The organism is Streptomyces sp. NPDC024555 (assembly GCF_055559335.1).
Map to the genome: position 1 here is coordinate 145,418 of NZ_JBVHKV010000005.1, position 23,995 is coordinate 169,412.

Annotated in this window: 19 protein-coding genes, 2 pseudogenes and 2 riboswitches; of the genes and pseudogenes, 6 read left to right on the forward strand and 15 right to left on the reverse strand. The window is 72.5% G+C overall.

The window, feature by feature from the left end:
• Position 1: 1 nt before the first annotated feature.
• A complete protein-coding gene (locus tag ACZ4FH_RS10305) occupies positions 2–1,798 on the reverse strand; it encodes a hypothetical protein (RefSeq protein ID WP_467303713.1) in 1,797 nt (598 codons plus the stop codon).
• Between the two features lie 369 nt (positions 1,799–2,167).
• Positions 2,168–2,391, reverse strand: a pseudogene (locus ACZ4FH_RS10310) (hypothetical protein); the annotation flags it as partial.
• Between the two features lie 19 nt (positions 2,392–2,410).
• On the opposite strand from ACZ4FH_RS10310, the pseudogene ACZ4FH_RS10315 reads away from it, so the two are divergent.
• Together ACZ4FH_RS10315 and ACZ4FH_RS10320 are read left to right on the forward strand one after the other, a co-directional pair.
• Positions 2,411–2,581, forward strand: a pseudogene (locus ACZ4FH_RS10315) (ECF transporter S component); the annotation flags it as partial.
• Positions 2,582–2,706, forward strand: a riboswitch (cobalamin riboswitch).
• Between the two features lie 47 nt (positions 2,707–2,753).
• Complete coding sequence (locus ACZ4FH_RS10320) at positions 2,754–3,146, forward strand: hypothetical protein (RefSeq protein ID WP_467303714.1); 393 nt, start codon at positions 2,754–2,756, stop codon at positions 3,144–3,146.
• Between the two features lie 55 nt (positions 3,147–3,201).
• Here ACZ4FH_RS10320 and metE read toward each other — a convergent pair whose 3' ends face one another.
• The 5 genes from metE to ACZ4FH_RS10345 all read right to left on the reverse strand — a co-directional run bounded on the left by metE (position 3,202) and on the right by ACZ4FH_RS10345 (position 13,179).
• On the reverse strand, positions 3,202–5,520 hold the full coding sequence (gene metE, locus ACZ4FH_RS10325; protein ID WP_467303716.1) for a 5-methyltetrahydropteroyltriglutamate--homocysteine S-methyltransferase: 2,319 nt from the start codon (positions 5,518–5,520) through the stop codon (positions 3,202–3,204).
• A gap of 170 nt (positions 5,521–5,690) precedes the next feature.
• A riboswitch (cobalamin riboswitch) is annotated at positions 5,691–5,907 on the reverse strand.
• A 144-nt stretch (positions 5,908–6,051) separates the two neighbouring features.
• Complete coding sequence (locus ACZ4FH_RS10330) at positions 6,052–7,146, reverse strand: NUDIX domain-containing protein (RefSeq protein ID WP_467303717.1); 1,095 nt, start codon at positions 7,144–7,146, stop codon at positions 6,052–6,054.
• A gap of 142 nt (positions 7,147–7,288) precedes the next feature.
• Positions 7,289–9,589, reverse strand: coding sequence for a methyltransferase, FxLD system (gene fxlM / locus ACZ4FH_RS10335; protein WP_467303718.1), 2,301 nt, complete (start codon positions 9,587–9,589; stop codon positions 7,289–7,291).
• 109 nt (positions 9,590–9,698) lie between these two features.
• Positions 9,699–11,183 (reverse strand): NUDIX domain-containing protein, encoded by a 1,485-nt coding sequence (locus ACZ4FH_RS10340; RefSeq protein ID WP_467303719.1) that lies wholly within the window; start codon positions 11,181–11,183, stop codon positions 9,699–9,701.
• A gap of 64 nt (positions 11,184–11,247) precedes the next feature.
• Complete coding sequence (locus tag ACZ4FH_RS10345) at positions 11,248–13,179, reverse strand: ATP-binding cassette domain-containing protein (protein ID WP_467304023.1); 1,932 nt, start codon at positions 13,177–13,179, stop codon at positions 11,248–11,250.
• 483 nt (positions 13,180–13,662) lie between these two features.
• Between ACZ4FH_RS10345 and ACZ4FH_RS10350 the strand changes: the two genes are divergently transcribed.
• The gene (locus tag ACZ4FH_RS10350; protein WP_467303721.1) at positions 13,663–14,883 is read left to right on the forward strand and encodes an alpha/beta hydrolase family protein; all 1,221 of its coding nucleotides are present in this window, start codon (positions 13,663–13,665) and stop codon (positions 14,881–14,883) included.
• Between the two features lie 93 nt (positions 14,884–14,976).
• On the opposite strand, the gene ACZ4FH_RS10355 is transcribed toward ACZ4FH_RS10350, so the two are convergent.
• A complete protein-coding gene (locus ACZ4FH_RS10355; RefSeq protein ID WP_467303723.1) occupies positions 14,977–15,438 on the reverse strand; it encodes a DUF1348 family protein in 462 nt (153 codons plus the stop codon).
• 144 nt (positions 15,439–15,582) lie between these two features.
• Here ACZ4FH_RS10355 and ACZ4FH_RS10360 point away from each other — a divergent pair, with 144 nt between their 5' ends.
• Positions 15,583–16,149, forward strand: a complete 567-nt coding sequence (locus ACZ4FH_RS10360) for a TetR/AcrR family transcriptional regulator (RefSeq protein ID WP_467303725.1) — start codon at positions 15,583–15,585, stop codon at positions 16,147–16,149.
• Positions 16,150–16,321: 172 nt separating this feature from the next.
• On the opposite strand, the gene ACZ4FH_RS10365 is transcribed toward ACZ4FH_RS10360, so the two are convergent.
• Genes ACZ4FH_RS10365 through ACZ4FH_RS10375 form a run of 3 tightly spaced genes read right to left on the reverse strand, consistent with a single transcriptional unit; the run spans position 16,322 to position 18,203 of the window.
• Positions 16,322–16,522, reverse strand: a complete 201-nt coding sequence (locus tag ACZ4FH_RS10365) for a CDGSH iron-sulfur domain-containing protein (protein WP_467303726.1) — start codon at positions 16,520–16,522, stop codon at positions 16,322–16,324.
• Complete coding sequence (locus ACZ4FH_RS10370) at positions 16,506–17,189, reverse strand: HemK2/MTQ2 family protein methyltransferase (protein ID WP_467303727.1); 684 nt, start codon at positions 17,187–17,189, stop codon at positions 16,506–16,508. The genes ACZ4FH_RS10365 and ACZ4FH_RS10370 overlap by 17 nt, the downstream gene beginning before the upstream one ends.
• 51 nt (positions 17,190–17,240) lie before the next feature.
• Positions 17,241–18,203 carry an iron-containing redox enzyme family protein gene (locus ACZ4FH_RS10375; RefSeq protein ID WP_467303729.1) on the reverse strand — a complete coding sequence of 321 codons (963 nt, stop codon included), beginning with the start codon at positions 18,201–18,203 and terminating at the stop codon, positions 17,241–17,243.
• Positions 18,204–18,743: 540 nt separating this feature from the next.
• Between ACZ4FH_RS10375 and ACZ4FH_RS10380 the strand changes: the two genes are divergently transcribed.
• Positions 18,744–19,070 (forward strand): plasmid stabilization protein, encoded by a 327-nt coding sequence (locus ACZ4FH_RS10380; RefSeq protein ID WP_467303731.1) that lies wholly within the window; start codon positions 18,744–18,746, stop codon positions 19,068–19,070.
• Between the two features lie 93 nt (positions 19,071–19,163).
• On the opposite strand, the gene ACZ4FH_RS10385 is transcribed toward ACZ4FH_RS10380, so the two are convergent.
• Both ACZ4FH_RS10385 and ACZ4FH_RS10390 read right to left on the reverse strand, forming a co-directional pair.
• The gene (locus ACZ4FH_RS10385; protein ID WP_467304024.1) at positions 19,164–19,685 is read right to left on the reverse strand and encodes a cysteine hydrolase family protein; all 522 of its coding nucleotides are present in this window, start codon (positions 19,683–19,685) and stop codon (positions 19,164–19,166) included.
• Between the two features lie 25 nt (positions 19,686–19,710).
• Positions 19,711–20,895: an alcohol dehydrogenase catalytic domain-containing protein gene (locus tag ACZ4FH_RS10390; RefSeq protein ID WP_467303732.1), complete on the reverse strand. Its 1,185-nt coding sequence runs from the start codon at positions 20,893–20,895 to the stop codon at positions 19,711–19,713.
• A gap of 390 nt (positions 20,896–21,285) precedes the next feature.
• Here ACZ4FH_RS10390 and ACZ4FH_RS10395 point away from each other — a divergent pair, with 390 nt between their 5' ends.
• The gene (locus ACZ4FH_RS10395) at positions 21,286–21,735 is read left to right on the forward strand and encodes an Asp23/Gls24 family envelope stress response protein (RefSeq protein ID WP_467303734.1); all 450 of its coding nucleotides are present in this window, start codon (positions 21,286–21,288) and stop codon (positions 21,733–21,735) included.
• Positions 21,736–21,821: 86 nt separating this feature from the next.
• Here the strand turns inward: ACZ4FH_RS10395 and ACZ4FH_RS10400 are convergent, their stop codons facing one another.
• Positions 21,822–22,391: a DJ-1/PfpI/YhbO family deglycase/protease gene (locus ACZ4FH_RS10400; RefSeq protein WP_467303735.1), complete on the reverse strand. Its 570-nt coding sequence runs from the start codon at positions 22,389–22,391 to the stop codon at positions 21,822–21,824.
• A 131-nt stretch (positions 22,392–22,522) separates the two neighbouring features.
• Positions 22,523–23,980, reverse strand: a complete 1,458-nt coding sequence (locus tag ACZ4FH_RS10405; protein WP_467303737.1) for a serine/threonine-protein kinase — start codon at positions 23,978–23,980, stop codon at positions 22,523–22,525.
• Positions 23,981–23,995: the final 15 nt, after the last annotated feature.

The following is a 23,995-nucleotide window of genomic DNA, read 5'->3' on the forward strand; positions in this document are numbered from 1 at the left end:
CTCAGCCGGCCATGGCCGCGACGACGCGGGGCAGGAGTACGGCGTTGGCGCTGCCGAGGGACACCCTCACCGGCTGGGGCCTGCCCCGCTCATGGATCCACACCAGGCCGTCCGCGACCTCGACGTCCGTGAGCGAACCCCAATCGGCCTCCATGACCCCGCGCAGCGTGAGCCCGCCGCGGTGCACGCGCATCTCGCCCACGGTGAACGACCCGCCGCGCCGGATCAGGTCGAGATGCTCCGCGAGCAGCCGGGGCTCAAGGACGCGCTGCGCGAACTCGACCAGGGCCAGCCACCCTTCGGGGGCTTGGGCCCTCTTTCCGCCCTTGCTCCATGTCAGATTCCCCAGGCTCTTAGGTGAGTTCCCGTATCTGCCCACGCCGAACGTGTACGTATTGGTGTACATGGAGGGGACCAGGAAGCCCGCGTGTTTGGTCCGCGAGACGGGATACCGGACCCACTCGATCTCCTCCCAGCCCAGCGCGTCATGGCCGTACGTGATCCGCTGCCGGTCGGCGACCACGTGTGTCGTCCAGCCGACCAGACTGTCCACGAAGGGGCGCTCGGGGGCCTCCGGGCGCGGGGCCGCGGGTCGCGGAGGCGCCGTGCGCGGGGATGTCGTGCGTGGGGATGCCGTGCGCCGGCCGTTCGCGCCTGCATAGGCCCGCAGCCACGCCGGTACGTCGGCCCGCGGGTAGGCGGCGAGGTCGTTGCGGTAGTGCGTGGGGGCGAGCAACTGCCCGTCGGGGAGCCGCTCGTCACCGTAGTCGTACTGGGTGGAGACCTGGGCGTCGCCGCCGGGCCCCTTGGTGACGGCGACCATCAGACGCAGCCACGGTCCGGCCGGCATGGCGGCCGCGAGGTGGCGCTGGCGGCGCACGAGGAGGGCTGTCTGCTCCGGCACCCGTGCCTCCATGGGCCGTTCCTGCTGCCAGAAGCACAGATCGGCCGTCTCGGCGGAGACGGCGCAGGAGAACGTTGCCACCATGCGCTCCCACCGCTGGGGTCCGCACAGCACCAGCTGGCGGGCGATCTCGTCGGTCAGCGCGGTCACGCGGGCCGCCGTCACGTCCTCGGGCGGCGTACCGACGACGGTGAAGTCAGCGATCGCGCCCGGCTGCCCGGACCGGGCATCGAGGCGCTCGAACTCCGCCTTGAGGCCGTTCATGAACGCCTCCTCGGCGGGCGGACGCCGTACGAAGGCCTCCTCCGCGGTGAACAGGGCGCGGGCCTGTTCGGGCGGGATCGCGGAGGTGACCTCCTTGATCCGCCCCGTGTCGCCGACCATGAACACCGAACGGCCGACGGGCATGTCGAGAAACGCCATGGGATCGCTGTCGTCGACGTCGACGGGCGCGTAAACGCTCCAGCCCGCGGCGAACCGATCCGCCACCAGGCCCTGGGCCGGGTAGTCCAGGCCGCCGGTGGCGATGTGCTCCTGGACCAGGGCGATGGCGCGCCGCTCGTCGATGCGTCCGACCGGACCCGGCTGCGGGGCCCTGCCCAGCGGATGGCTCGGGTCCGCCCCCTCCGGGCCCGGGTAGTGGTGCGTGAGCTCGAACCACAGGCGCATCTCGTCGGCGGTCACGGCGTCGGTCCCGGGGGTCACCGCATCCCACGTACCTCCGGGATCGCGGGCGTAGAGCCCGACGGACTCCCCCTGGGAGACGGTCACGTAGTCGCAGGCATGGATATCTCCGTACGCGGCGACCACGGCGAGCGATGGCGCGGCGGGGCGCTCTTCGCACGCGATTTCCCTGCCGTCCATGCCTATCGCGGCCAGTACATGGCGGGGCATCAGCACCACTCCCTCGCAGAAACGGAGGCACGACCGTAGCCCAGGACGACCATCGGGGCGAAGCAGGGGTCCCCTTTCGGGGCCGCCCCCTCAAACGGTGGGAGCGCTGCTACAACACCACCCGGACGACCGGGTACACGATGCGCGCGGGCCGCTCGTGCCGCCCCCATGGGAGTAAGGGGGAGGGGGCCACGGACTGCGAGCCCCGCGCCAGTCGTCGCGGCGGGCCACCCCGCGGGATGTCCCCTGGCTGGGAGGCGTTCTCCCCGTATGGATGGAGGACACCGGCGGGTCGTGCGTCCGGCGGAGGCCGGTGCCGCCGCGCAGGCGGGCCCGCGCCTCATGGTGCGGGCCCGCCGTCGGATGCCGTCAGGCGCCCCACCGCAGGGCGATCGTGTCGCCGACGCCGATGGAACGGTTGCGGGGGAAAGGGCCGAGCGGTCGACACTCGCCTTCCAGGTGTTGGACCCGCTGGTGACCTGGCCGGTGAGCGGGGTGAGCTGTCCGGTGCCGGAGGAGGGGGTGACGCCGCTGACGCTCGTGGCCGCATCGAGAACCGCCCCGAGCGTCGTCGTGGGGCCGGTCGGGGCGAGCTCGCTGTCCGGATACCTCTTCGACCTGGCCACCTCGCTCGGCTGGGACACCGGTCGCGCGGTGACGAACTTCGTCTGCGTCCTGCTGGCCGGTCCCGCCGTGCTCACCACGTTCCGCAGGGCGTCGCGCCGCGCCCGCTTCCGCGCTCCGGTCCGGTTCGCCGCTCCACGGGCGGCGGACGGTCCCCGGGCGCATGAGACGATGACCGCCGATCAGGGCGACGGGGATCAGAGGAAGCCGGTGTGAATCCGGCGCGGTCCCGCCACTGTGACCGGGGAGGACCCGGGAGCCAGAGACTCACTCCGTCGCCACCTCCACGACATTCCGGGGCGGACCTCCCCGGCGAGAGGCGGACGGCGGCATGCCGGAATCAGCGATCCCTTCGGCCACGGCCCCGAGCGCGGTGACAGCCTCCGCACCCAGCAGAGTGACGGTGTGCCGGGACTGCTGCTGCGGCACGGTCAAGGTGCCGGGCGACCACGCGGCCCAGGCCGCGCGGCTGCGTGCGGCCGTCCCGGTGCGCGTCTCGGTGTGTCTGGACGTGTGCGAACAGGCCAACGTCATCGTCGTGCAGCCGTCGGCCGAAGCCCGTCGCGCGGGAGCACGGCCGGTATGGCTCGGCCTGGTCAACGATTCCGACGCGACCGAGGACGTGGTCGCCTGGGTGCGCGCGGGAGGTCCGGGAGTGGCGCCGATGCCCGAGATCCTCGACCTGTACGTCTTCATTCCGAGGAGCCGCCCCGCGCCCTCGTAGAACAGCCGGCCGGGGGCCGGGACGCCCGTCGCGTCCCGGCCCCCGACCCCGCTCGTCAGCCGGCGGGCAGCTCGCCACGGACGGTACGGGCCGCGGCGACCAGGTTCTCCAGGGAGGCCCGGGTCTCGGGCCAGCCCCGGGTCTTCAGGCCGCAGTCGGGGTTGACCCACAGGCGTTCGGCGGGAACCGCCTCGAGGCCGGTACGCAGAAGAGCCGCGGCCTCCTCGGCGCTCGGGACACGGGGCGAGTGGATGTCGTAGACACCCGGCCCGGCCTCGCGCGGGTACCCGTGAGCGGCCAGTTCCCCGGCGACCTGCATATGGGAGCGGGCGGCCTCCAGGCTGATGACATCGGCGTCGAGGTCATCGATGGCCTGGACGATGTCGCCGAACTCCGCGTAGCACATATGGGTGTGGATCTGGGTGTCCGGCCGCACTCCGCCGGTGGTGATCCGGAACGCCTCGGTGGCCCAGGCCAGGTAGTCCGCACGATCGGAAGCCCGCAGGGGCAAGGTCTCGCGCAGCGCGGGTTCGTCCACCTGGATGACCGAAGTCCCGGCCGCCTCCAGATCGTTGACCTCGTCGCGCAGGGCGAGCGCGACCTGTCGCGCGGTCTCGCCGAGCGGCAGGTCGTCGCGGACGAAGGACCAGGCCAGCATGGTGACCGGCCCGGTGAGCATGCCCTTCACGGGACGGTGGCTCAGCGACTGGGCGTACGAGGTCCAGCGCACCGTCATCGGCTCGGGACGGGAGATGTCGCCGGCGAGGATCGGCGGGCGGACGTAGCGGGTGCCATAGGACTGGACCCAGCCGTGCCGGGTGGCGAGGTAACCGGTCAGCTGCTCGGCGAAGTACTGCACCATGTCGTTGCGTTCCGGCTCGCCGTGCACGAGGACGTCGATGCCCGCCTTCTCCTGGAAGGCGATGACCTCCTGGATCTCGGCCCGGATGCGCTCCTCGTAACCGGCGTGGTCGATGCGGCCGGCCCGCAGGTCGGCACGGGCCGCGCGCAGCTCACCCGTCTGAGGGAAGGAACCGATGGTCGTGGTCGGAAGCAACGGCAGACCCAGGTGCGCCCGTTGCGCGCGCGTCCGTTCGGAGTAGGGCTGCGAACGACGGCCGTCCGCGTCCGTCACGGCCTCGGACCGGGCGCGCACGGCCGGGTCCCGGGTGATCGGGGAGGCCGCGCGGGAGGCGAGGGCGGCCCTGTTGGCGGCGAGCTCGCCGGAGATGCTGTCGGTACCCCGGGCGAGGGCCGTGGCCAGGGCGACGATCTCCGCCGTCTTCTGACGGGCGAAGGCGAGCCAGCGGACGATCTGCGGCTCGGCGTCCCGCTCGGCGGTGGCGTCCAGCGGTACGTGCAGAAGGGAGCACGAGGCGGCCACATCGACGCGGTCGGCCAGCCCGAGAAGAGTGCCGAGCGTGGCCAACGACCCCTGCAGGTCATTGATCCAGATGTTGCGGCCGTTGACGACACCGGCCACCAGACGCTTGCCCGGCAGACCCCCGACGGCCGCCAGGGCGTCCAGGTTGGCTGCGCCGGTCCCGGTGAAGTCGAGTGCCAGCCCCTCGACCGGAGCCTTGGCGAGGACCGGCAGCGCGTCGCCGAGCCGGTCGAAGTAGGTGGCGACGAGCAGCTTCGGGCGGTCGGTGAGCCCGCCGAGGACGCGGTAGGCGCGCTCGGCGGCCTTGAGTTCGGCAGGGGTGCGGTCCTGGACGAGTGCGGGCTCGTCCAGCTGCACCCACTCGGCGCCGGCCGCGCGCAGATCGCCGAGCACCTCCGCGTAGACGGGCAGCAGCCGGTCCAGCAGGGTCAGCGGCTCGAAGTCCGAGGGGACGCCGGGGGCGGGCTTGGCGAGCAGGAGGTAGGTGACGGGGCCGACGAGCACGGGCCGGGCGGACAACCGCTCGGCAAGGGCTTCCCGCAGTTCGGCGACCTGCTTGGCGGAGTCGGCCGAGAACTCGGTGTCCGGGCCCAGTTCGGGGACGAGGTAGTGGTAGTTGGTGTCGAACCACTTGGTCATCTCCAGCGGGGCGACCTCCTGGGTGCCCCGCGCCATCGCGAAATAGCCGTCCGTCGCGTCGGCCGCGACGGCGGCGCGGTGACGCTCGGGGATCGCACCGACCATGACGGTGGTGTCCAGCACATGGTCGTAGTACGAGAAGTCACCGGTGGGGACCTCGTGGATTCCGGCGTCGGCGAGCTGGCGCCGGTTGTCGCGGCGGAGCCCGGCGGCGGTGGCGTGGAGGGCGTCGGCGCCGACGCGTCCCTTCCAGTAGCCTTCGACGGCCTGCTTCAGTTCACGGTTCTGCCCCTGACGGGGGTAGCCGTACACGGTGGCCCGTGCTGCCGCGGCTGCGGACTTCGGTGTCACGGAGATCTCCTTCGCGAGATGATTCCCTGAAATCCCGGGGACGGGACGAGAGCGCGAAGGCAACGACGAACCGGACGGCCATGATCCGCGAGGATGAGACGCGGTCGCTCCGTCTGGTGTGTACGCCGACCCGCCCACGAGGTCACCGGGATGGTCCGCACGCGGAACGGTCCGTGCGCGGGCAGTTGGCAGGTCTTCGGACTCGCGGGCACGCCCTCCGTACGGAGGACACCTACTGGCCGTCGCTTCCCAGACCCGTTCGGACCCAGTGCGTATGACGGCGGTCGTTCCCACTCACCGCTGCGGGGCAGTCCCGGATTCCCACCGGGTTCCCTCTTGCGACACCCCGCCTGGTGGACGGGGCGAACCAGCTGCACCGGCCACCTTACGCCGCGGCGCAAGCACGGAACGAAGACCGTCCAGCATCCGGAAGGCGGGACGAGGAGACCCGACCTTGGCGAGGCGAGGGAGGTGGCCCGCCATGTCCGAGTCCGCCGTGAGGGAGAGGGTGCGTGGTGAGCGGTCGTCGGGTCACCAGGAAGCGGGACCGCTGAGTTCGGTGACGGCCTGGGGAGCGGCTCGGGGGATTCCCAGGTGCCGGCGGGCTCGATGGACCGCGGCGAGCTGCTGGGCGGTCGCCGGACCCCAGTCGAACAGTTCGACGGCCTGCTCGGGTGTGGCCAGGACGCGGGTGTAGGTCTGGTCCGTGGCCGGATCGGGGCGGACGGGGCCGAGGCCGGTGAGCCGTGCCGCGTAGCGGAGGTATCCGCGCCGGGTGCCCGGGGCGGTGAGGTGTCCCAGGAACCGGGGGCGGATGAAGCGGGCAGCCGCTTCTTCCTCGGCCTCGCGGCGCAGGGTGGCTTCGGGATCGCCCAGGTCCTGGTCCTCGGGTGTGCCGCCGGGCAGCACGGCGCCTCCGGTGTCGGCTCCGAGGAGGACCAGGACGCGCCCGTCCGGTGCGAACAGCCAGCCCCACACCTGCTGGACAGGCAGCTCTCGCGGGGCGGGTCCGTCCCGCCAGGACAAGTGGTGGGCGGGGCGGGCGGTTCGCAGAATGCCGAGACGGTCCAGGACCGTCGGGGCGATGGGCCGGCCGTTCTCCAGCAGCGCGGCGCCTGAAGCGTTGATCCTGGACCGCAGCGCGGACAGGGCGCGCCGGGCGTCGGACGGGGCGAGCATTTCGGGCAGCCGCGCGGGTTCGACGAACTCGACCGCGGTGATCTCACTGGACGGCAGACGGATCGAGGCGATCCTGTCCTCGTCCCAGGTTCCCCCGTCGAAGACGTGGAGGATCTCACCGGGAAACCGCACGGCCGGCGGCGCCTTGGTGCTGCCGGCGGCGACCCAGTCGACGGCCAGGCCACGGACGGGGCTGTCGGTGATCCCGAGTTCCTCACCCAGCTCCCGGGCAGCGGCGTGAGCGGGCGACTCGTTCTTGTCGACGCCGCCGCCCGGCAGGAGGCAGGTGTCGAGATAGTCGACGTGCTGGACCAGGACCTGCCCCCGCGCATTGGTGATCAGCACGGACGTCCCGGCCCACAGGGCGGCCGAGGCGCGCAGGTCGCCGTACTCCTCGTCGGTCATGGCGCTGCCGGGCAGTTCGCCGGAAGCGGGTGTGGTGGTCATGGTGCTCCTCATCTGACTGCGTTCCGGGTGACGTACTCGGTGGCGAGGACGGTGTGCGGGGTGTCTTCGGGGTGGGCGAACACCCCGAGCAGGAACGGCACGGCGCGGATGGTGTCGCTCCTCCGGGGGCGGCTCGCGGGAGTCAGGCATGCTGTCCGCCTGCGGTCCAGGGGCTCGGTGCGTCGGTAGGGGTCCGGCCCGGCCACTGGAGGACCAGCCGCGCGCTCGGCTTGTCGAGTACGTCGCCGGGCGGCAGCTCGTCGTCGGGCGTCGAGGCCGGGTGGACGGTCATCGGAGGGTAGCCGCTCTCCCGTACCTCGCGGTCCCAGACGCGTACGCACTGCGCGAAGCGCTCCGCCAACTCCTCGGCCGCCGGGCCGTAGGCGTGGATGAAGAACTCCGACATCCGGTCGCCGGCCGCTGCTCTGCGGTGGGTCAGATAGGCGAGGGAGTCGTCCGCCAGGATCGCCGCCGCGTCCTGCTGTGCCACGAGCGGGGATCCCGTCGGCGCGGACAGGCGGCAGAAGCCCGCCAGGGTGGTCGCGGCATAGATCTGCAGGGTCTCGAAGTTGAAGACCCCGTGCACGACGAGGCCCGTGGAGCGTTCGTGCCGGGGGCCGCGCAGAGCGTCGTCGAGACCGGTGGTGTCACCGGGCGATCCGTCCTCCCACCGCACCGTGACCGCGCCGTCGGCCGGCGCGACGGTGGGGGCGGTCCGCGCGGCGGCGCCTCGGTCGCGTACGAATCCGCAGTACGTCCAGTGCTCGCAGTGCAGAGTGTCGCCGCGCCGGACCAGGGTGAGGGAGCGGGTGTAGCCGCCCATCTCCAGCGGCACGACCAGCCGGGCGCCTTCGGCGAGCTGTTGGCGCCATGCGGGCGCGATGTCGGACGCGTTGTGCGTGACGACGATCCCGTCGAACCCGCCGGCCGGGACATGGGCGGGCGCGCCGAGTCCGCCGTCGCCGAGGACGGCGGTGACCCGGCCGCTGCCGGCCTCCGCGCCCAGCCGCCTGGTCCGGTGCACCACGTACGGGTCGATGTCCACGGTCACCACCCGGCCGCGCTCGCCCAGGACGTGTGCCAGGAGTTCCGCGTTGTATCCGCCGGAGCCGACCTCCAGCACGGTCGACCCCGGCTCCAGGCGGAGCTGCTCGATCATGTCGGCCTGCAACCAGGCCGCGGAGACGGAACTGAGCGCCCTCCGGGGTGACTCACGGACCGTCACCACCGCGAGGTCGTCGTGATACGCCGTCTCCGGGCGCGTCTCGGGGACGAACCGGTGCCGGGGCACCGCACGCAACGCGGCCTGGACACGCGGCGAGGGAGCCCAGCCCTTGCCGATCACACGGTCCGCCATCCGCGCGCGCAGCCGGACCGCCGAGGCCGGCTCCCCGGACACCGGCGGGCCGCCCGGGGAGCACGGGTAGGAATGGAGCGGGGGGAGTCCCGGCAGCACCCCGGGCCACACCGCGATCAGGGCCTGCGCGCTGGGAGCGAAGATCTTCCCCAGACCGGCCAGGGTGTGCGGGTCGTGGAACTCCCAGCGCACGAAGCGGTGCGGTTCGGGCAGGGAGAGCTCACCGTCCCAGCGGGCGACACGGACCACGACGGAGACACGGCGGACGTCCAGCCGGTCGTCGTGCAGCACGGTGATGACATGGGCGTCCTCCGCGCGGGCCGTCAGCCCGGTCTCCTCGGTCAGTTCGCGCACAGCGGCCTCCGGTGCGCTCTCACCGGTCTCGACGCGGCCGCCGGGCAGCTCCCACATGCCCCGTACGGAACGGCCCAGCAGGACCCGGCCGCAGGCATCCGTGACCACCGCCGCGGCACCGAGGACGGCCTGCGGCTCGGGCCGCAGCTTCTCCGGCGCGCTGAACGATCCCGTCGCCCCGCGCAGGACCAGCACCGCCAGGCCGTCCGTGTCGATCCGCTCGGTGTGCGCGAACCCGTCGGTGAGCGCGTCGAGTTCCCGTTCGTCCAGGGCGATGTGCCGCCGCTCCTGCGGTGTGTGCTCCGCGATCGGTGTGATGACGACGAGCGCTCCGCGCTCGTGCAGCCGCGCGGCCAGAGCGCGGAGCACACGTGCGCGATCGCGGACGAACGCGATCGACAACCGCAGGACGATCAGGTCGTAGCCGTCCTCGGTGAGGTCCGCCAGGACGTCGTCCGCGTCCGGGCCCAGCCGGCGCGCCTCCGCCGCCCCGGCGTGCTCCTCGCGGGTCTGCTCCAGCCCGTCCCGCGCGAAGTCCGCGCCCTCCACGGTGTAGCCGAGCGAGGCGAGGTGGCCGGACAGCTCGCCCGTGCCGCAACCGATGGCGAGAGCACGGCCGTTCTCGGGGGCCGGTGTGTGCTCGGTGAGCAGGGCCTTCTCCCGGTCACCGAGCCGCCGGAGGTCGCGGGCGGCGTCGTAGTGCGTGGACCAGTCGGTCCTGGTGTCTCCCACAGCTTGCTCCTCGTTCGTGAAAGTCGGTTCCGGGGCAGTTCGACGGGACCGTGAAAGGCGGCCGGCTCCCGGGCCCGCAGAGAACGGGACGGCACCCGGGAGCCGGTGCTCATCGCTCGCCCCAGCCCAGCTCGGAGTACGTGCTGCCCCGAAGGATCCCGGCGATCGCCGTCCGGGTGTACGGCACGACCGCGTCCGGCAGGTCCCGCGGATCGCACCACCGCCACCGCACATACCGCCCGGGTTCCAGGACCTCCGGGTCGCCCTTCCAGGAGCGGGCCCGGAAGACGAGCGTGATCCCCGGCATGGCGTCGGGGGAGTCGACGTGGTGGACGGTGTGGATGAGGTCGACGTCCTCGGGGGCGATGGTGAGACCGGCTTCCCGTTTCGCTTCATGGACCAGGCGGTCGATCGCGGCTTCCCGCGCGCAGCGACCGGCCAGGAAGTGCCATATGCCCGCCGGGGACGAGGCGTCCGGGCGGCGCAGGCCGAGGAGGATCCGGCCCCGGTCGTCCTGGAGATGGAGGTGGACACCGACGACGTGCGGCTCGGGGTCCGGCGGTGTCTCGATCGGCGGCGGGGTGCTGCCGTCCCGCAGATGCTCATTCGCGGGGTGCTCGGCCGCGTGACGCAGGATCAGTTCGCGGAGTCCCGGGCTCAGGCGGAGCCGGTCGAGCATGTCCACGGTGCACCACATGAGCAGGACGCCTTCGTGGAGTTCGACTGCTGCGGCGTCACCGTTCCAGCGCCCGCTGTGGACGCTGACGGGCACGGACAGGCCGTCGACGCTCGTCGCCTCCTCCACGGCGAACGGCATCAGCTCCGTGGGCTCAAGGCCCGGCACCTCCTCGGCGAGTTCGCGCCGCAGGGTCGCCTCCAGGGAGGCGTCCTCCCGCGTACGGCCGCCCCCGAGGAGGGACAGGACCCAGGGCTCCCAGATCCCCTCCCGGTCGTCCCGCAGATGGAGCAGGTAGCGGCCGGCCCCGTCATGGATCAGGACGCTCGCGTTGACGGGCTCCGGGCGGCCGCCGAGACCGTCCGCCCCCGCTGCCAGGAGCTTCGCCCGCAGCGCGGGGGACGGAGCGTCGGCGTACGGGAGCCACCGGGCTCCGGTGACCTCCCGGCTCTGCGGCGTGGGGGCGGGCGGCCGCTCCGCCGTGAGGGAGAACGCGAAGCGGAAGTCGACGTGCAGGCGGGCCGGTTCGCCGGTTTCCGGGGCGGCGTCTGCGGCGCGGACCTCCAGGTCGAGCGGATCGTCGAGGAACTGCGGGGTGAAACAGAGATCACCCGGGCGGAGTCCGGTCTCGTCGCACACCCCGCGTACGGCCGCGCCGAGGAGCGTGCGATCGTCTGCCTCGGCGTGTCCTCCGGGGATACGGAGGGTCCCGGATCCCCGACGTTCCATGTGCAGCACCCGACGGTCAGGGCCGATGACCACAGCACTGCAGGTCACCCGGCCGGGCAGCGCGGTGCGGGCGGTCGTACCGGCAGGCTGCTCCAGCGCGGCGAGCAGCCCGGTCAGGGACTCGCGTTCGCCCGGGTGGCGGCGGACGTACGCGTGGACGACGGTGCGGATCGCGGAGGAGCTGACCATCGGTTCGCCTTCGACGTAGGGGCGGGTGTGCTGCCGGGTGAGGCTGTGCGCGGACTGCCGGAGTTCATCTCGCCGTGTCGTGACCGGGGGTGGGTGCGCTTCGGGGGCGGGGCAGCGTGCCGGTCGCGGGGGCGATGCCGTACTGGGCGGCCTGGGCGGTGAACATGCCCCGGTACAGCCCGTCCTCGCGGGCCATGAGCTCGTCGTGGGTGCCGTCCTCGACGACGTGCCCCTGGTCGAGGACGTAGATGTGGTCGGCATGCATGGTCGCGGCCAGACGGTGGGTGACGAGGACGACCGCGTGCCCTTCTTCGGCCAGGGACCACAGCCCGCGGAACGCGGCGATCTCGGCATGGGGGTCGAGGGCGCTGGTCGGCTCGTCGACCAGCAGGAACGGCGCCTGCCGGTATCTGAACCGCGCGGATCCCACCTTCTGCCACTGACCGCCCGACAGTTGGACACCCCGTTCGTAGCCCTTGAAGACGATCGAGTCCCAGCCGTGCGGCAGCCCTTCGATCAGATCGAGCACGTCCGCGTCCCGCGCGGCGCCGCGGACGCGGTCCATGTCCCGGGGGCGGTCCCCGGCGCCGATGGCCACGTTCGCGGCCGCCGTCATCTCCCAGCGCGGGAAGTCCTGCGCCAGCAGCCCGACACTGCCGAAAACCTGGGCACGGTCCGCCTCACGGAGTTCGACCCGCTCACCCGACTCACCCACCCACCAGGTGCTGCCGTCGGACGGCATCAGCAGGCCCGCCAGCACCTTCGTCAGCGTGGTCTTCCCCGAGCCGTTCGCACCCACCAGAGCCGTCACCCGTCCCCGGCGCACCCGCACACTCACCTCCTTCAGGGAAGGACTGCCGGCACCCGGGTAGGTGAACGACACCGCCTCCGTGCGCACCTCCACCACCGATGCGGGCAGCGGCGTCCCGGCGGTCGGGATGGCGTGCTCGCCCGCCACCGCGATGGCGTCCTCGGTGTCCGTGAGGAACAGCAACTCCTCGTACAGGCGGTTGACCTGCTGCACCAGCGAGGTGAGCCGCGCGGTGGATGTGCGGATGGCGATCACGGCGGTCCCGCCGACGGCGAGCGGCAGCCCACCCGACGCCAGGAGCCACCACAACAATCCGTAGCAGGCCAGCGAGGCCATCCCGGCGAAGCCCCCGGCGACCAGGTCCGTGCTCGCCTGTGCCCGAGCCAGGCGTCGCTGCTCCGCCTCCGTCTGCGCCGACATCTCCTCGTAGCCGGACAGCAGCTTCCTGCCCGCGGAGTGGACACGGATCTCCGCGGCCGCGTGCGGTCGAGTGAGGTAGGCCAGCAGCGACGCGATCGCCCGGCGGTGGTCGACCCAGTTCAGCCGGGAGATGTACTCCCGGCGCGCGGAGCGCACCGCCCCCCACCCCTTCGGCAGCGCGATCGCCAGCAGCATCGGCAGGAGCGCCCAGTGCAGCGACGCCAGCACGACCGCGGCCGCCGCCATGCCGATCACCACGTTGCCCACGCCGACCGAAAGCCGCAGCATGCTGCGGGCCGAGTCCGTGCCGAACCGTCCCGCCTCCAGGACCCGCTGGACTTCCGGCCGCTCCGTCGCCTCCACCTCCACGTGCGTGACCGCCCGGTAGTACCGGGCGGAGACCGCCCGCTCCACCTGCGGCTCCAGCCGGCCCGACATCGCCGTCGACCACGCCGACAGCACCGCCGACGCCACCGCCGCGACCGCGAGCACCACCAGCGAGGGCAGCGCCTCACGCAGCTTGTCCCCGGTCGGGCCGTCGGCGAACAACCGCGTCAGGACCTGGTTGACCGCCACCAGCCCCCAGCCCGCCGTCACCCCCTGCCCGAGCTGTGCGGCCACGACCCCGCAGAGCGCCCGCCGGTCCGCTTCCCAGCCCGTGCGCAGCACCATGCCCACCATGCGGGGCAGCGCGGCCGCCATGTGGCCGAAGCCCAGGCGGGTCAGCGGGCCTTCGTGCCGGACGAAGGAATCGGCGTAGCGCAGCCGGCCGCCGTACAGCTCCTGCTCGGCGTCCGAGACGCCGTCCTCGGCCCCGGCAGGGGGCTTCGGCAGGGCCGCGTTGTTCTCGTCCGTGTCCGGTTCACCTTGAGTCAACGTGGTCCCTCCCAGGCAGTGGTTGCGAGGCGTCGGGATGCTCAACGAGCAGCACGGATTTCGAGCACGTGTTCTTTCGGACGGCTTTCGCACGCCGCCGGCCAGCGGTGTTCGAAGGCTCGGGGGGCGCGGCCCTTGCCGCGTATGAGCCCACGATCGGGGCCGGGTTGGCCGAAAACCCGATACGAGCACGCCGTGGCAGCAGGTACGCGCACGGCCACGGTCCGAGGGTGCGGTCCGGTGTCCGCCGTATCGACCCACGGTTGTAGACCCGTGGGCCGATGCCGTACGGGAGGGCATGTGACAGCGTTCCGTCGTGCCCACGAAACCAGTCGTGACGGCACGATCGCCCCCTCGTGACATGGAGGTCCCATGGCCGTTCCGCCGTTCACCGCGTACCGGAGCCCGACACGTCGCCGCGTGCTGGGAGCCGCGCTGGCCACGGGGGCCGCCTTACCGCTCGGCGCGGTGGGGAGCCCCGCGTGGGCCGTTCCGGAGGGGCGCGGACCGGCCCCGGGGCGGCTCACGCTGCCGGAGCCCACCGGGCCGTATCCGGTGGGCACGGTCCCGCTGCATCTGGTCGACCGGTCACGGCCGGACGGGATCGCGGGCCCGGGGCACTTCCGGGAGCTGATGGCGACCGTGTGGTATCCGGCCCGGAGCGTCGAGGGCTGTCCGCGGGCGCCCTGGATTCCGGCCGGTGCCCTGGAGGCGTTCCTCGCGGATGTCGGGTTCGGGGAGTTGGCGCCGTTGGCACCGGTCACCGCCGGACACGTGGGGGCTCCGCTGAGGCGGTCGGGCCGACGACTGCCGGTCGTGGTGTTCTCCCACGGTGCGCACAGTCATCAGGGGGACCACACGGTCGTGGTCCAGGAGCTGGCCAGTCATGGCTACGCGGTGGTGACGGTGGCCCACCAGTACGACACGTACACGGTGTTCCCCGACGGGCGGGTCGCCGCCCCGCTCCAGGCCCCCGACACACCGACGCTGCCCGGGGACTTCGCGGCCGACCTGCGGTTCGTCGTCGACTGCGTCGAGCGGATCGCGGCAGGACACAATCCGGACGTGGACCGGCGGGACCTGCCGGCCGGGCTGCTCGGCTCCCTCGACCCGCGGCGCACGGGCGCGTTCGGCTGGTCGAAGGGCGGGACGGCCACGGCCTGCGCCACGCTCGCGGACACCCGGATCCGGGCGGGACTGAGCATCGACGGGCCGATGCAGATGAGGCCGCCGCTCGCCGGTGCCCTGGACCGGCCGTTCATGATGATGTCCGCCGAGTTCACCCGGGCCACGGACCCCGAGGCAGCCGCGTTCTGGTCGCTTCTGCGGGGGTGGCGGCGGGACGTACGGGCCGAGGGCGCCGTCCACATCTCGTACGGGGACAACGAGGCCCTGTACCCGCAGGTGGCGGACATCCTCGGATGGAGCGCGCAGCAACTCCAGGACGCCATAGGCACGCTCGATCCCGGTCAGGCGGTGCGCATCCAGCAGGCGTACCCGCTCGCGTTCTTCGACGCCCACCTGCGCCACCGCCGGGGGCATCTCCTGGACGGACCGTCACCGGACTTCCCCGCCGTCGCGTTCCTCTCCTGACACCTCGGGGCACGCCGTGGCGCCGGTGTCCCCGCTCCCGCCCGTGCCCTCGGCGGACACGGTCGGCCTGCCCCTCGCGGCGCGGCGAGGGGCCTACCGCAGCGGAAACTCGACCCCTCGCTCGTCCGCGGGCCGGGGGCCGTGGATCCGGCGGTCGGACGCGGAGATGACGACGTCGTTGATGCTCGCCTCACGGCGCCTCATGAGGCCGTGTCCATCGAACTCCCACAACTCGTTGCCGTAGCTGCGCCACCACTGGCCCTCGGCATCGTGCCACTCGTACTGGAAGCGCACGGCGATCCGGTTCTCGTGGAACGACCAGAGGTTCTTGCGCAGCGCGTATGCCTGTTCGCGCTCCCACTTCCGCGTCAGAAAGGCGGTGATCTCGTCGCGGCCGCGGAGGAAGGTGTCACGGTTCCGCCAGACCGAATCCGGCGTGTACGCGGAGGCCACGCGACGGGGGTCGCGGGTGTTCCAGGCGTCCTCGGCGGCCTGGACCTTCCGAAGCGCCGTCTCGTGGGTGAACGGCGGGAAGGGCGGGCGATTGTCGGTCACGGGATCCTCCACATCATCGGGAACACATCGAGAGCACAACGGAAAGGCAACTGAGAACGCATCGAGAACGCATTGAGAACGTACGTTCTCCATCAAGGTGACCTAAGGTAGGGAACGACCGTTCTCGATGTCAAGGAGTCCCGGATGCCCGCCCCGATCACCGACGAGCAGCACCGTCTGGACCGTGAGGCGCTGCTCGACGCCGCGGAAAGGCTCTTCTACGAGCAAGGCATCCAGGCGGTCGGGATGGACCTGATCCGTACGGCGTCCGGCCTGCCCCTGAAGCGGATCTACCGCTTCTTCCCGGCGAAGGAGGACCTGGTGGTGGCGGTGCTCGGCCGCCGCGACCGGCGATGGCGGGGGGCCCTGGCCGCGTACGTGGAGCAGAACCCGGATCCCCGTGAGCGGGTCCTCGCGGTCTTCGACTGGCTCGGCGCATGGTTCGCGGAACCCGGCTTCCGCGGCTGCGCCTGGATCAACGCCCACGGCGAACTGGGTACCTCGTCCGAGGCGGTGCTCGCCGAAGTCCGTACGCACAAACAAGCGTTCCACGACCAGATCGCGGACTGGACCCGGGCCGCAGGACTGCCGGCGGCCGAGCCGGTCTTCCTCCTGGCCGAGGGAGCCATAGTGACCGCCGGAATCACGGGCGACCCGGCCCCGGCCCGCCATGCGCGCGCGGCCGTCGCGACGCTTCTCGGGGGTGCGTGAGGCGGACGTCGTGGGACCGGTCCGCGACAGGCGGCGCCGCCCCGGGCGGGACGGCCGACCCGCGGACCCGGGTCTGTGGCGGCGTGAGCCGTCATCAGCCCGCGCCGCGGTGGCGTTCCGATCTCCGACCTCAGCGGGACCAGGAGTTCGTCCCGGTTCATGGCCGAGCGGCTCACGTGGGTCTGCGGGCACGGTGGCTCGTGTCGCACCACGGGTAGACGGCGCTGCGCCGGCAGGTGCAGAGGGCGACCACGAAACGGTCGGAGGTGTGCACGGACCCGTCGGGCGTGGTGACTTCCACCGGTCCCTCCACGAGGAGGGGGCCCCGCGGGGTCAGGGTGATGCGGCACGGGGAGTCAGGGGCGTTCGGCACGGATGACCACCAGTTCCTCGCTCGTCTCCCCGGCGGGCAGCAGTCGGCGTTCGCGCAGCCAGGCCAGGCGGGAGCGCAGCACCGGGCCGAGCGGGACACGGACCCGGCTGTGGACCCCCGCGTCCAGCCCCGCCCCTGCGAGCCGGTCGAGCGTGGCACCGGCGTCGCAGAGCCCGGAGTGCACGATGAGCAGGACGCCGCCGCGCCGCAGCACGGGCGGTACTCCCGCGCAGAGGCGGTCGATGACGGCCCGGCCGTCCACCCCCGCGTCCCAGGCGCGCGAGGCACCGCGCGGCGGGGCGCCCGGGGCGGGGACGTAGGGCGGGTTGCACAGGACGAGGTCGTACGCACGCGTGCCGACGGCGGACGTCAGATCGCTGCGGCGGGCCGTGATCGACCTGCGGTGCAGCAGGGCGTTGAGCCGCGCGGTGACGACCGCCCGGAGCGCGATGTCCACGGCCGTGACCTCGCAGCCCAACTGTGCGGCGCGGACGGCGAGGGCCCCGCTGCCCGTGCCGATGTCCAGCACGGAGGTGTCCGGGCCGGTGCGTTCCTGTTCGAGGGCGGCCAGCAGCAGCCGGGTGTCGCTCTGCGGCGTGTAGACCCCGGGCGGGGTGACGAGGAAGGGGCGCCCGGTCGGTCGTCGCGTGTCCGTGGGTGCGGCCATACGGTTCTTCTCCTTCGGGCGCGTGCCACCGGAGGTGTCGTGTCTCCGGTGTCAGGCCGCCCACTCGGCGAGGAGGCGCCGGCCGAGACGGTCTTCGAGGAAGGACGTGGCGGCGACGCCGAACGCGACGTCCGCTTCCAGATCGGGTGCGTCGTCGAGCAGCCCGCCGATGACCTCGTTGCGCACCACCTGTTCGTGCACGGCGTCCGCTTCGACGTGCTCGTCGTAGAAGAACTCGGCGGCCGGGCCCGCCCCCGTGCGGGCCATGGCGCGGGCGAGCTGCCGGGACGCGGGCGAGGACGTGATCTCGACGGCCGCGAAGTGCCCGACCAGCGTGCCGCGCAGGCTCCGGTGCAGTCCGAACAGCGACATGGCGTTGACCAGCGCGAGCATCTCGGCGAACCCGTCGTCCAGATAGTGCCCGTACCCCGTGTCCAGCCCGAGGTCCGCCATGAGGTCGGCGAACAGCCGGGCGTGCACGCGCTCCGCCCGGCCGCCGCCGAACTCGTCGAACTCCACGGCGGCCATCGCCGCCTTGGCGCGGCCGCTCAGCCGGGGCAGCACCCAGGCATGCGGATCGGCTTCCTTGAGGTGGTACAGCGAACGCTGTCGCGCGTACTCCCGCACCTGTGTCAACGTGCCGTGCCGGGCCAGGAAATGCGGCACCCCGTCGGAGTGCGCGGGCTGCACCAGCAGGTCCGCCAGAACGGTCTCCAGGGCGCCCGGGACGGGCACGTCCCGCCGCAGGGCGGCCAGGAAGCGCTCCTCCAGGGCCGCCCGCAGGGACAGCAGCGCGACGTCCCATTCGCGTTCCGGATCGACGCCCCGGAAGCCCCGGTAATGGAGTTCGTAACAGCTGTACAGGGCGAGTTGCAGATCGTCACCGTACGGATCGACCCGATCCGCCGGCAGGACGTCGCGCGGTGCGGTGCCGTCCCGCAGGGCCTCCGTCACCGCCGCCGACAGCACACCCCTGGGACGGGGCAGCCGTGGCACGGCGCTGACTCCGGGCATACGCACGATCCTCCGCACTGGACCCGGACGGGCCCGTCGGGGTGAAGCGGCTTCCACCTCCGATGCTCCCCGTGAACCGGTGTTCCCGCATCCGCGCCGGTCCGCGCCGGTCCGTGCCGGCGCGGGCCGCACGGGCGTCCGGAGAGACGCGTCCGGCCGGACCTTCGTACCCGGCACCCCGGCCGGCGGATTCCTCGCCGCCTCCGCGTACGGCGGACCGGTGGGGGCGTCGCCATGAGCCGGCCGTGGCGTGCGGACGCACCCTGCTCGACTCCGACGGAGCACTCCCCACCCCTGTCCACCGCGGGCCATGGAGGTCATTCCGGGCCGGAACCGCGTGAGTTCGCGCGGGTGCGTTCCGGGTGCGTTCCAGGTACGGGCCGCACCGGTCCACGCCGTCACCCGAGCGCACGGCCCGGTGAGCGGGCCCGCACGGGCGGTGCGATGTTGCGGAGACGGCCCGCCCGAACCGGGTCGGAGCGCGTGAACCGGGCAACCGGACCAATGGACACCCGCACCAGCGACCAGGAGGTCACCGTCATGCCGGCAGGATCCAACCGCAAGCGCGAGCGCCAGTACGAGCACGTGAAGGAGAGCGCGAAGAGCCGCGGCGAGTCGGAGAAGCGCGCCAAGGAGATCGCCGCCCGCACCGTCAACAAGGAACGCGCCCGCGCGGGGGAGTCGAAGACGGCGAGCAGGACATCCACACGCGACCCCAAGTCCGCGTCCCAGCGCGGCGGGGAGCGCTCGCACAAGGGCGCCCAGGGACGCACCAAGGACCAGCTCTACGAAGAGGCGAAGAAGAAGAACATCGAGGGCCGTTCCACGATGAACAAGGAGCAGCTCCTCAGGGCGGTCGGTCGCTGAGACACCTCTGACCTGCGGCGGCGTTCCGGTCGGCTCCGGCGAACGCCGCCCGGGGTGCCGAAAGGGGGCCCGGGGACGGTGCCCCGGCCGGGGTCACAGGTCGATGTCCTCGGCGGCGCACACCCGGGCGCCCATGTTGCGTTCCGCCATCCGCAGCGCGGCATCAGCCAGGTCCGCGTGGATGTGGGCCACCCCGTCCCGGGGGACGGTCAGGTCGATGTGCCGGATGTGGGCGTCGAGCGCGGAGTAGAGAACGCACTGCTCCGTCACCTGGCCGGTCAGGAAGAGGTGATCGATGCCCAGGTGGTGGAGCAGATACGGCAGCGGTGTCTCGTAGACGATCGAGTGCCGGGCCTTGACCACGAAGAGCGAACGGTCGTCCGGCCGCAGCGGTTCGACCAGATCCGGCCGGGCCCCGGCCGGCGCCGCCTCGACGATCTCCCCGTGATGGGAGCGCCAGTCACCGAAGTTGTCGTTGGCGTAGACGACACGCGTCCCGCCGGACCGGGCCACCTCCAGCATACGGGCGATGACGGGCACGGCCCGCTCGGCGGAGCGGAGCAACTGGTCGGCGTCCTCGTGGTCGTACGGGTTGATCATGTCGATGACGACCAGCGCCGTACGGGACTTCGCCCGCGGTTCAGGGTCGGAGCAGGGTCTTGACCATGCCGTCGGCCTTCGCCTGGAAGGCGGCGTACGCCTGCGGCGCGTCCTCCAGCGGCAGATGGTGCGTGGCGAATCCGTCGACGCCCAGCGGATCGTCGTCGCCGAGCAGGGGCAGGAGATCGGGAATCCACCGCCTGACGTTCGCCTGGCCCATCCGGAGCTGGATCTGCTTGTCGAACAGCGTGAGCAGGGGCAGCGGGTCCACCGCTCCGCCGTAGACGCCGGAGACGGAGATCGTGCCGCCGCGCCGCACCACGTCGATGGCTGTGAGGAACGCGGTCAGCCGGTCGACGCCGGCCCGTTCCATCACCTTGCGGGCCGCCGCGTCCGGGAGCAGCCCGGTGGCCCACTGGCCCGCCCTCCCGAGCGGCGCGCCGTGGGCCTCCATGCCGACGGCGTCGATGACCGCGTCCGTGCCCCGGCCGCCGGTGAGGTCGCGGATCGCCTGCGGCAGGTCCTTCCCGTACCGGCCCAGGTCCATCACCTGGATGCCGCGCGCCGCCGCGCGGGCCAGCCGTTCGGGGACGAGGTCGACGCCGACGACGAGACCGGCGCCGCGGTGCAGCGCGATCCGGGCAGCCATGTCGCCGATCGGTCCGAGGCCGAGCACCGTGACGCTGCCCCCGGGCGGCACCGAGGCGTACTCGACGGCCTGCCAGGCGGTCGGCAGGACGTCCGACAGATAGACGTAGCGGTCGTCGTCCGGGCCCTCGGGGACCTTGACGGGAAGGGTGTCGCCGAAGGGGACGCGCATGAACTCCGCCTGCCCGCCCGGCACCTGGCCGTAGAGCTTCGTGTAGCCGAACAGGGAGGCCCCCGTGCCGTACTCCTTCACCTGCGTCGTCTCGCACTGCGAGTGCAGCCCCTGGTCGCACATGAAGCAGGTTCCGCAGGAGACGTTGAACGGGACGACCACCCGGTCACCGCGTGCCAGGGCGGTCACCTCGGATCCGGTCTCCTCGACGATCCCCATCGCCTCGTGCCCCAGGATGTCCCCCGCGTCGAGATAGGGGCCGAGCACTTCGTACAGGTGCAGGTCCGATCCGCAGATGCCGGTCGAGGTGACGTCGATGACGATGTCGCGCGGATCCTCGATGACCGGATCGGGAACGGTCTCGACGCGGACGTCCCTCCTGCCTTGCCAGGTCAGTGCGCGCATGAGTCGTCTCCTCCGTGAAGAGTGCGTTCTCGGTTTCCGTGGCCGGCGTCCCGCGCCGAGCCGACCGCCCGAACGGGGTGCTTGCGACGGTCCGTCGCCGACGCGTCCCGGCAGGGCCCCAGGCCCCCCTCCCTGCCCATACTCCTCCTGTCGCCTCCGCCCGTCCTGCGCGCGGCCCGTCCGGGGGCCGGACTGCTCACGAGGGGGTTCGTGGAAATGCCCCCACCGTGAACGCCTCTCACCCGGAGTGAACCCCCGCAGCCGGCCCGCGGCCACCCGATTGGCGGGCGCCGGCGATCCGGAGGACCGTGGAAAAGGGCACGGGCCGGCGCCGACGAAGCCGCGCCGGCCCCGATCCGCCCCTCCCGGAGAACTCTGTGTGAGGCACTCATGACGAACGCAACGACCGGCGGAACAACACTGGGTACGGAAGGCTCGGACGGCGGCCCCCGGGGCACCACCACGATCGCGGATTCCGTGGTCGCGACGATCGCGGGCATCGCCGTACGCGAGACCGACGGCGTCTACTCGGTCGGCGGCAGCGCCACGCGGGCCTTCGGGGCCGTGAAGGACCGGGTGTCGCGCTCCAGCGACGCAGGTCGCGGGGTGAAGGTGGAGGTCGGCGAGAAACAGACGGCCGTGGACGTCGACATCGTCGTGGAGTACGGCGTTCCGATCCTTGAGACCGCGAAGAGCATCCGCTACCGCGTGACCGACGCGGTGGAGACGATGACGGGACTCGAAGTCGTCGAGATCAACATACGGGTCCTCGACGTCCACGTCCCGGGTGACGACTCCGACGACGAGGACGCGGCCTCGGAGCGGCCCCGCGTCCAGTGACCGCTGCTGCCCGCGCGGACCGCGCGGGCACCGGGCGGCCCGCGTCAGCGGGTCGGAGCGCGTGGGCGGTCATGCCCCGTGCACGGTCATGGGGTGTCCACCGTGAGGGCCGCGTCCACCTCGCGCAGGAAGTCGTCCAGGTCGCCGGGGTTGCGTGAGGTGATGAGGCGCCAGCCGTGCCGGTCGTCCGTGATGACCGGTTCGTCGGCCCAGTCGCCGCCCGCGTTGCGGATGTCCGTCTTCAGGGACGGGTAGGACGTCAGCCGCTTCTCCGCCACGACGTCCGCTTCGACCAGTGCCCACGGTCCGTGGCAGATCGCCGCCACGGGCCGGCCGGACGAGGTGAAGGAACGGACGATGCGCACGGTGTCGGACCGCTGGCGCAGCGCGTCGGCGTTCAGCGTGCCGCCCGGAATCAGCAGCAGATCGTAGGCGTCCGGGTCCACCTCGCTCAGGGTGAGCGCCGGCCGGACCGTTCTGCCGGGCTTCTCGTCGCCCACCAGGGTCCGGATCTCGTCCATGGACACCGCGGCGAGCGTCACGTCGGCGCCCCAGCCGTCCAGATGCCGCTGGGGCACGAGGAGTTCGTCCTGTTCGACACCGTAGTTGGTGACGATCGCCAGTACTTTTCGCCTGCTCACGTCGTCGGCACTCATACGGGCCCTTCTGTCGGAGGCGTTCCGGCCGCTCCGGCCGACACCGGGGCGAACCCTTGTCCCTCCCCTCCACTCTCGGCCGCACGGGCGAACCGGGCAACCGCCCGCAGCACGCGGTCCGCCCTCGTGCCTCACAGTCCGGCTCGGCCGAGTATCCGGCCCATGGTCTCGACGGGAAGCGCAGGGTTCGCGGCCGCCCCGGAGGCGAGGGCTTGGTCCTCGGCCCCCAGGAGGGCGAGGAGCCGGTCGGCGGGGAGCGACGGGTTGCTCGCCGCCCGGCGGCGCACGGTGTCCGAGCCGTCGGCCACCAGGGCCTCGACGGTGGCGGCCGGAAGCCCGGGATGCGCCGCGGCGACGGCCCGGTCGGCCGGGTCCTCGGAGAGGGCCAGCGCGGTGGCGGCCCCGGCGGGAAAGCCCTTGTGGGCGAGCATGTCCCAGCGGCTGTAGCTCTTCCAGTCGGCCGCGATCTCCGCCAGCAGCCGGCCGGGGGCGTTGGCCTGGTGTTCGCAGACGAACAGCCGTACGGCGAAGCTCTCGTCGCGGGCGAGGATCTCCACGGTCTCGTCGGTGAGGTCGCTGCGCAGGGTCAGCGTCAGACGGAAGGCCTGGTGGCGGCTTCGCGCGAGGGCGATCTGGTCGGACGCGGACAGCTCTTCGGTCAGCAGCCGGCCGATGGCGTTGCCGCTACTGGCGTCGTCGTACTCCACCGGCACCGATTCGCGCAGCTCCGGATCGAGGCCGCGGCGTGCGACGACGGCGGCCCGGACCTCGTTGTCGGGATCACGTGCCGGAGCCGGGAGACGCGCGGGGTCCAGGGACGGATTGGCCGCGACCCCGGCACGCGTCGTCGGGTCCGTCAGGAAGCGGTCGGTCAGTTCGGCGTCGAGGTCGGCGACCGCGGCGATCCCCGCGCGCAGGTCCGTGCGGACCGCGGGGGCGGCGGACGTGTCGGCTTCCGCGAGCAGCGCGCGGGCGGTCCGGGCCGGCAGCGGTCCGTCCAGGTGGCTCAGGAGCCGTTCGCGGTCGACGTCACGGGGCAGCCGTGAGAGGAGGTCGCCGATCCGGGCGACGGGCGCGGGATTCCACTCGGTGGCGGTGACGGCCGCCGTACGCGCGTTGCCGTCGTCGAGCATGCCGGCCCGGATGTCGTCGGGCACATGGCGGTTGAACGCCGGCGCACGGCGGACCTTCGGCTCCGGGTCCCGGGCCGGCAGTGCGTAGACCTCGTACGGCAACGGCTTCGGGGAGAGGAGCCCGTGCACGCCCACGGTCGTGAAGAAGGAAGCCCCTTCGGCCAGTTGGCCGCGCACCCCCGCGTCGGTGTCCCGGGCGAGGACGGTCTGGACCTCGGCCGGGAGATCCGGACGCGCGGCCAGGCTCCGCCGGAGGTGTACGTCGTCGTCGCGGGCGAGGATCGCCGCCGCCTCCGCGGGCAGGCCGGGGCGGCGGGCGAGACCGGTCCGGTCGGTCCTTGCCGCAGCGAGGCGTGCCAGGACCTCCCGCCCCGCGGCGGGGTTGCCCGCCAGTGCGTGGAGTACGGCCGGCAGGTTGCGCGAGGCCGGGACAGGACGGGGGAGGGAGGCGGGCATCGCGCCAGGATGACA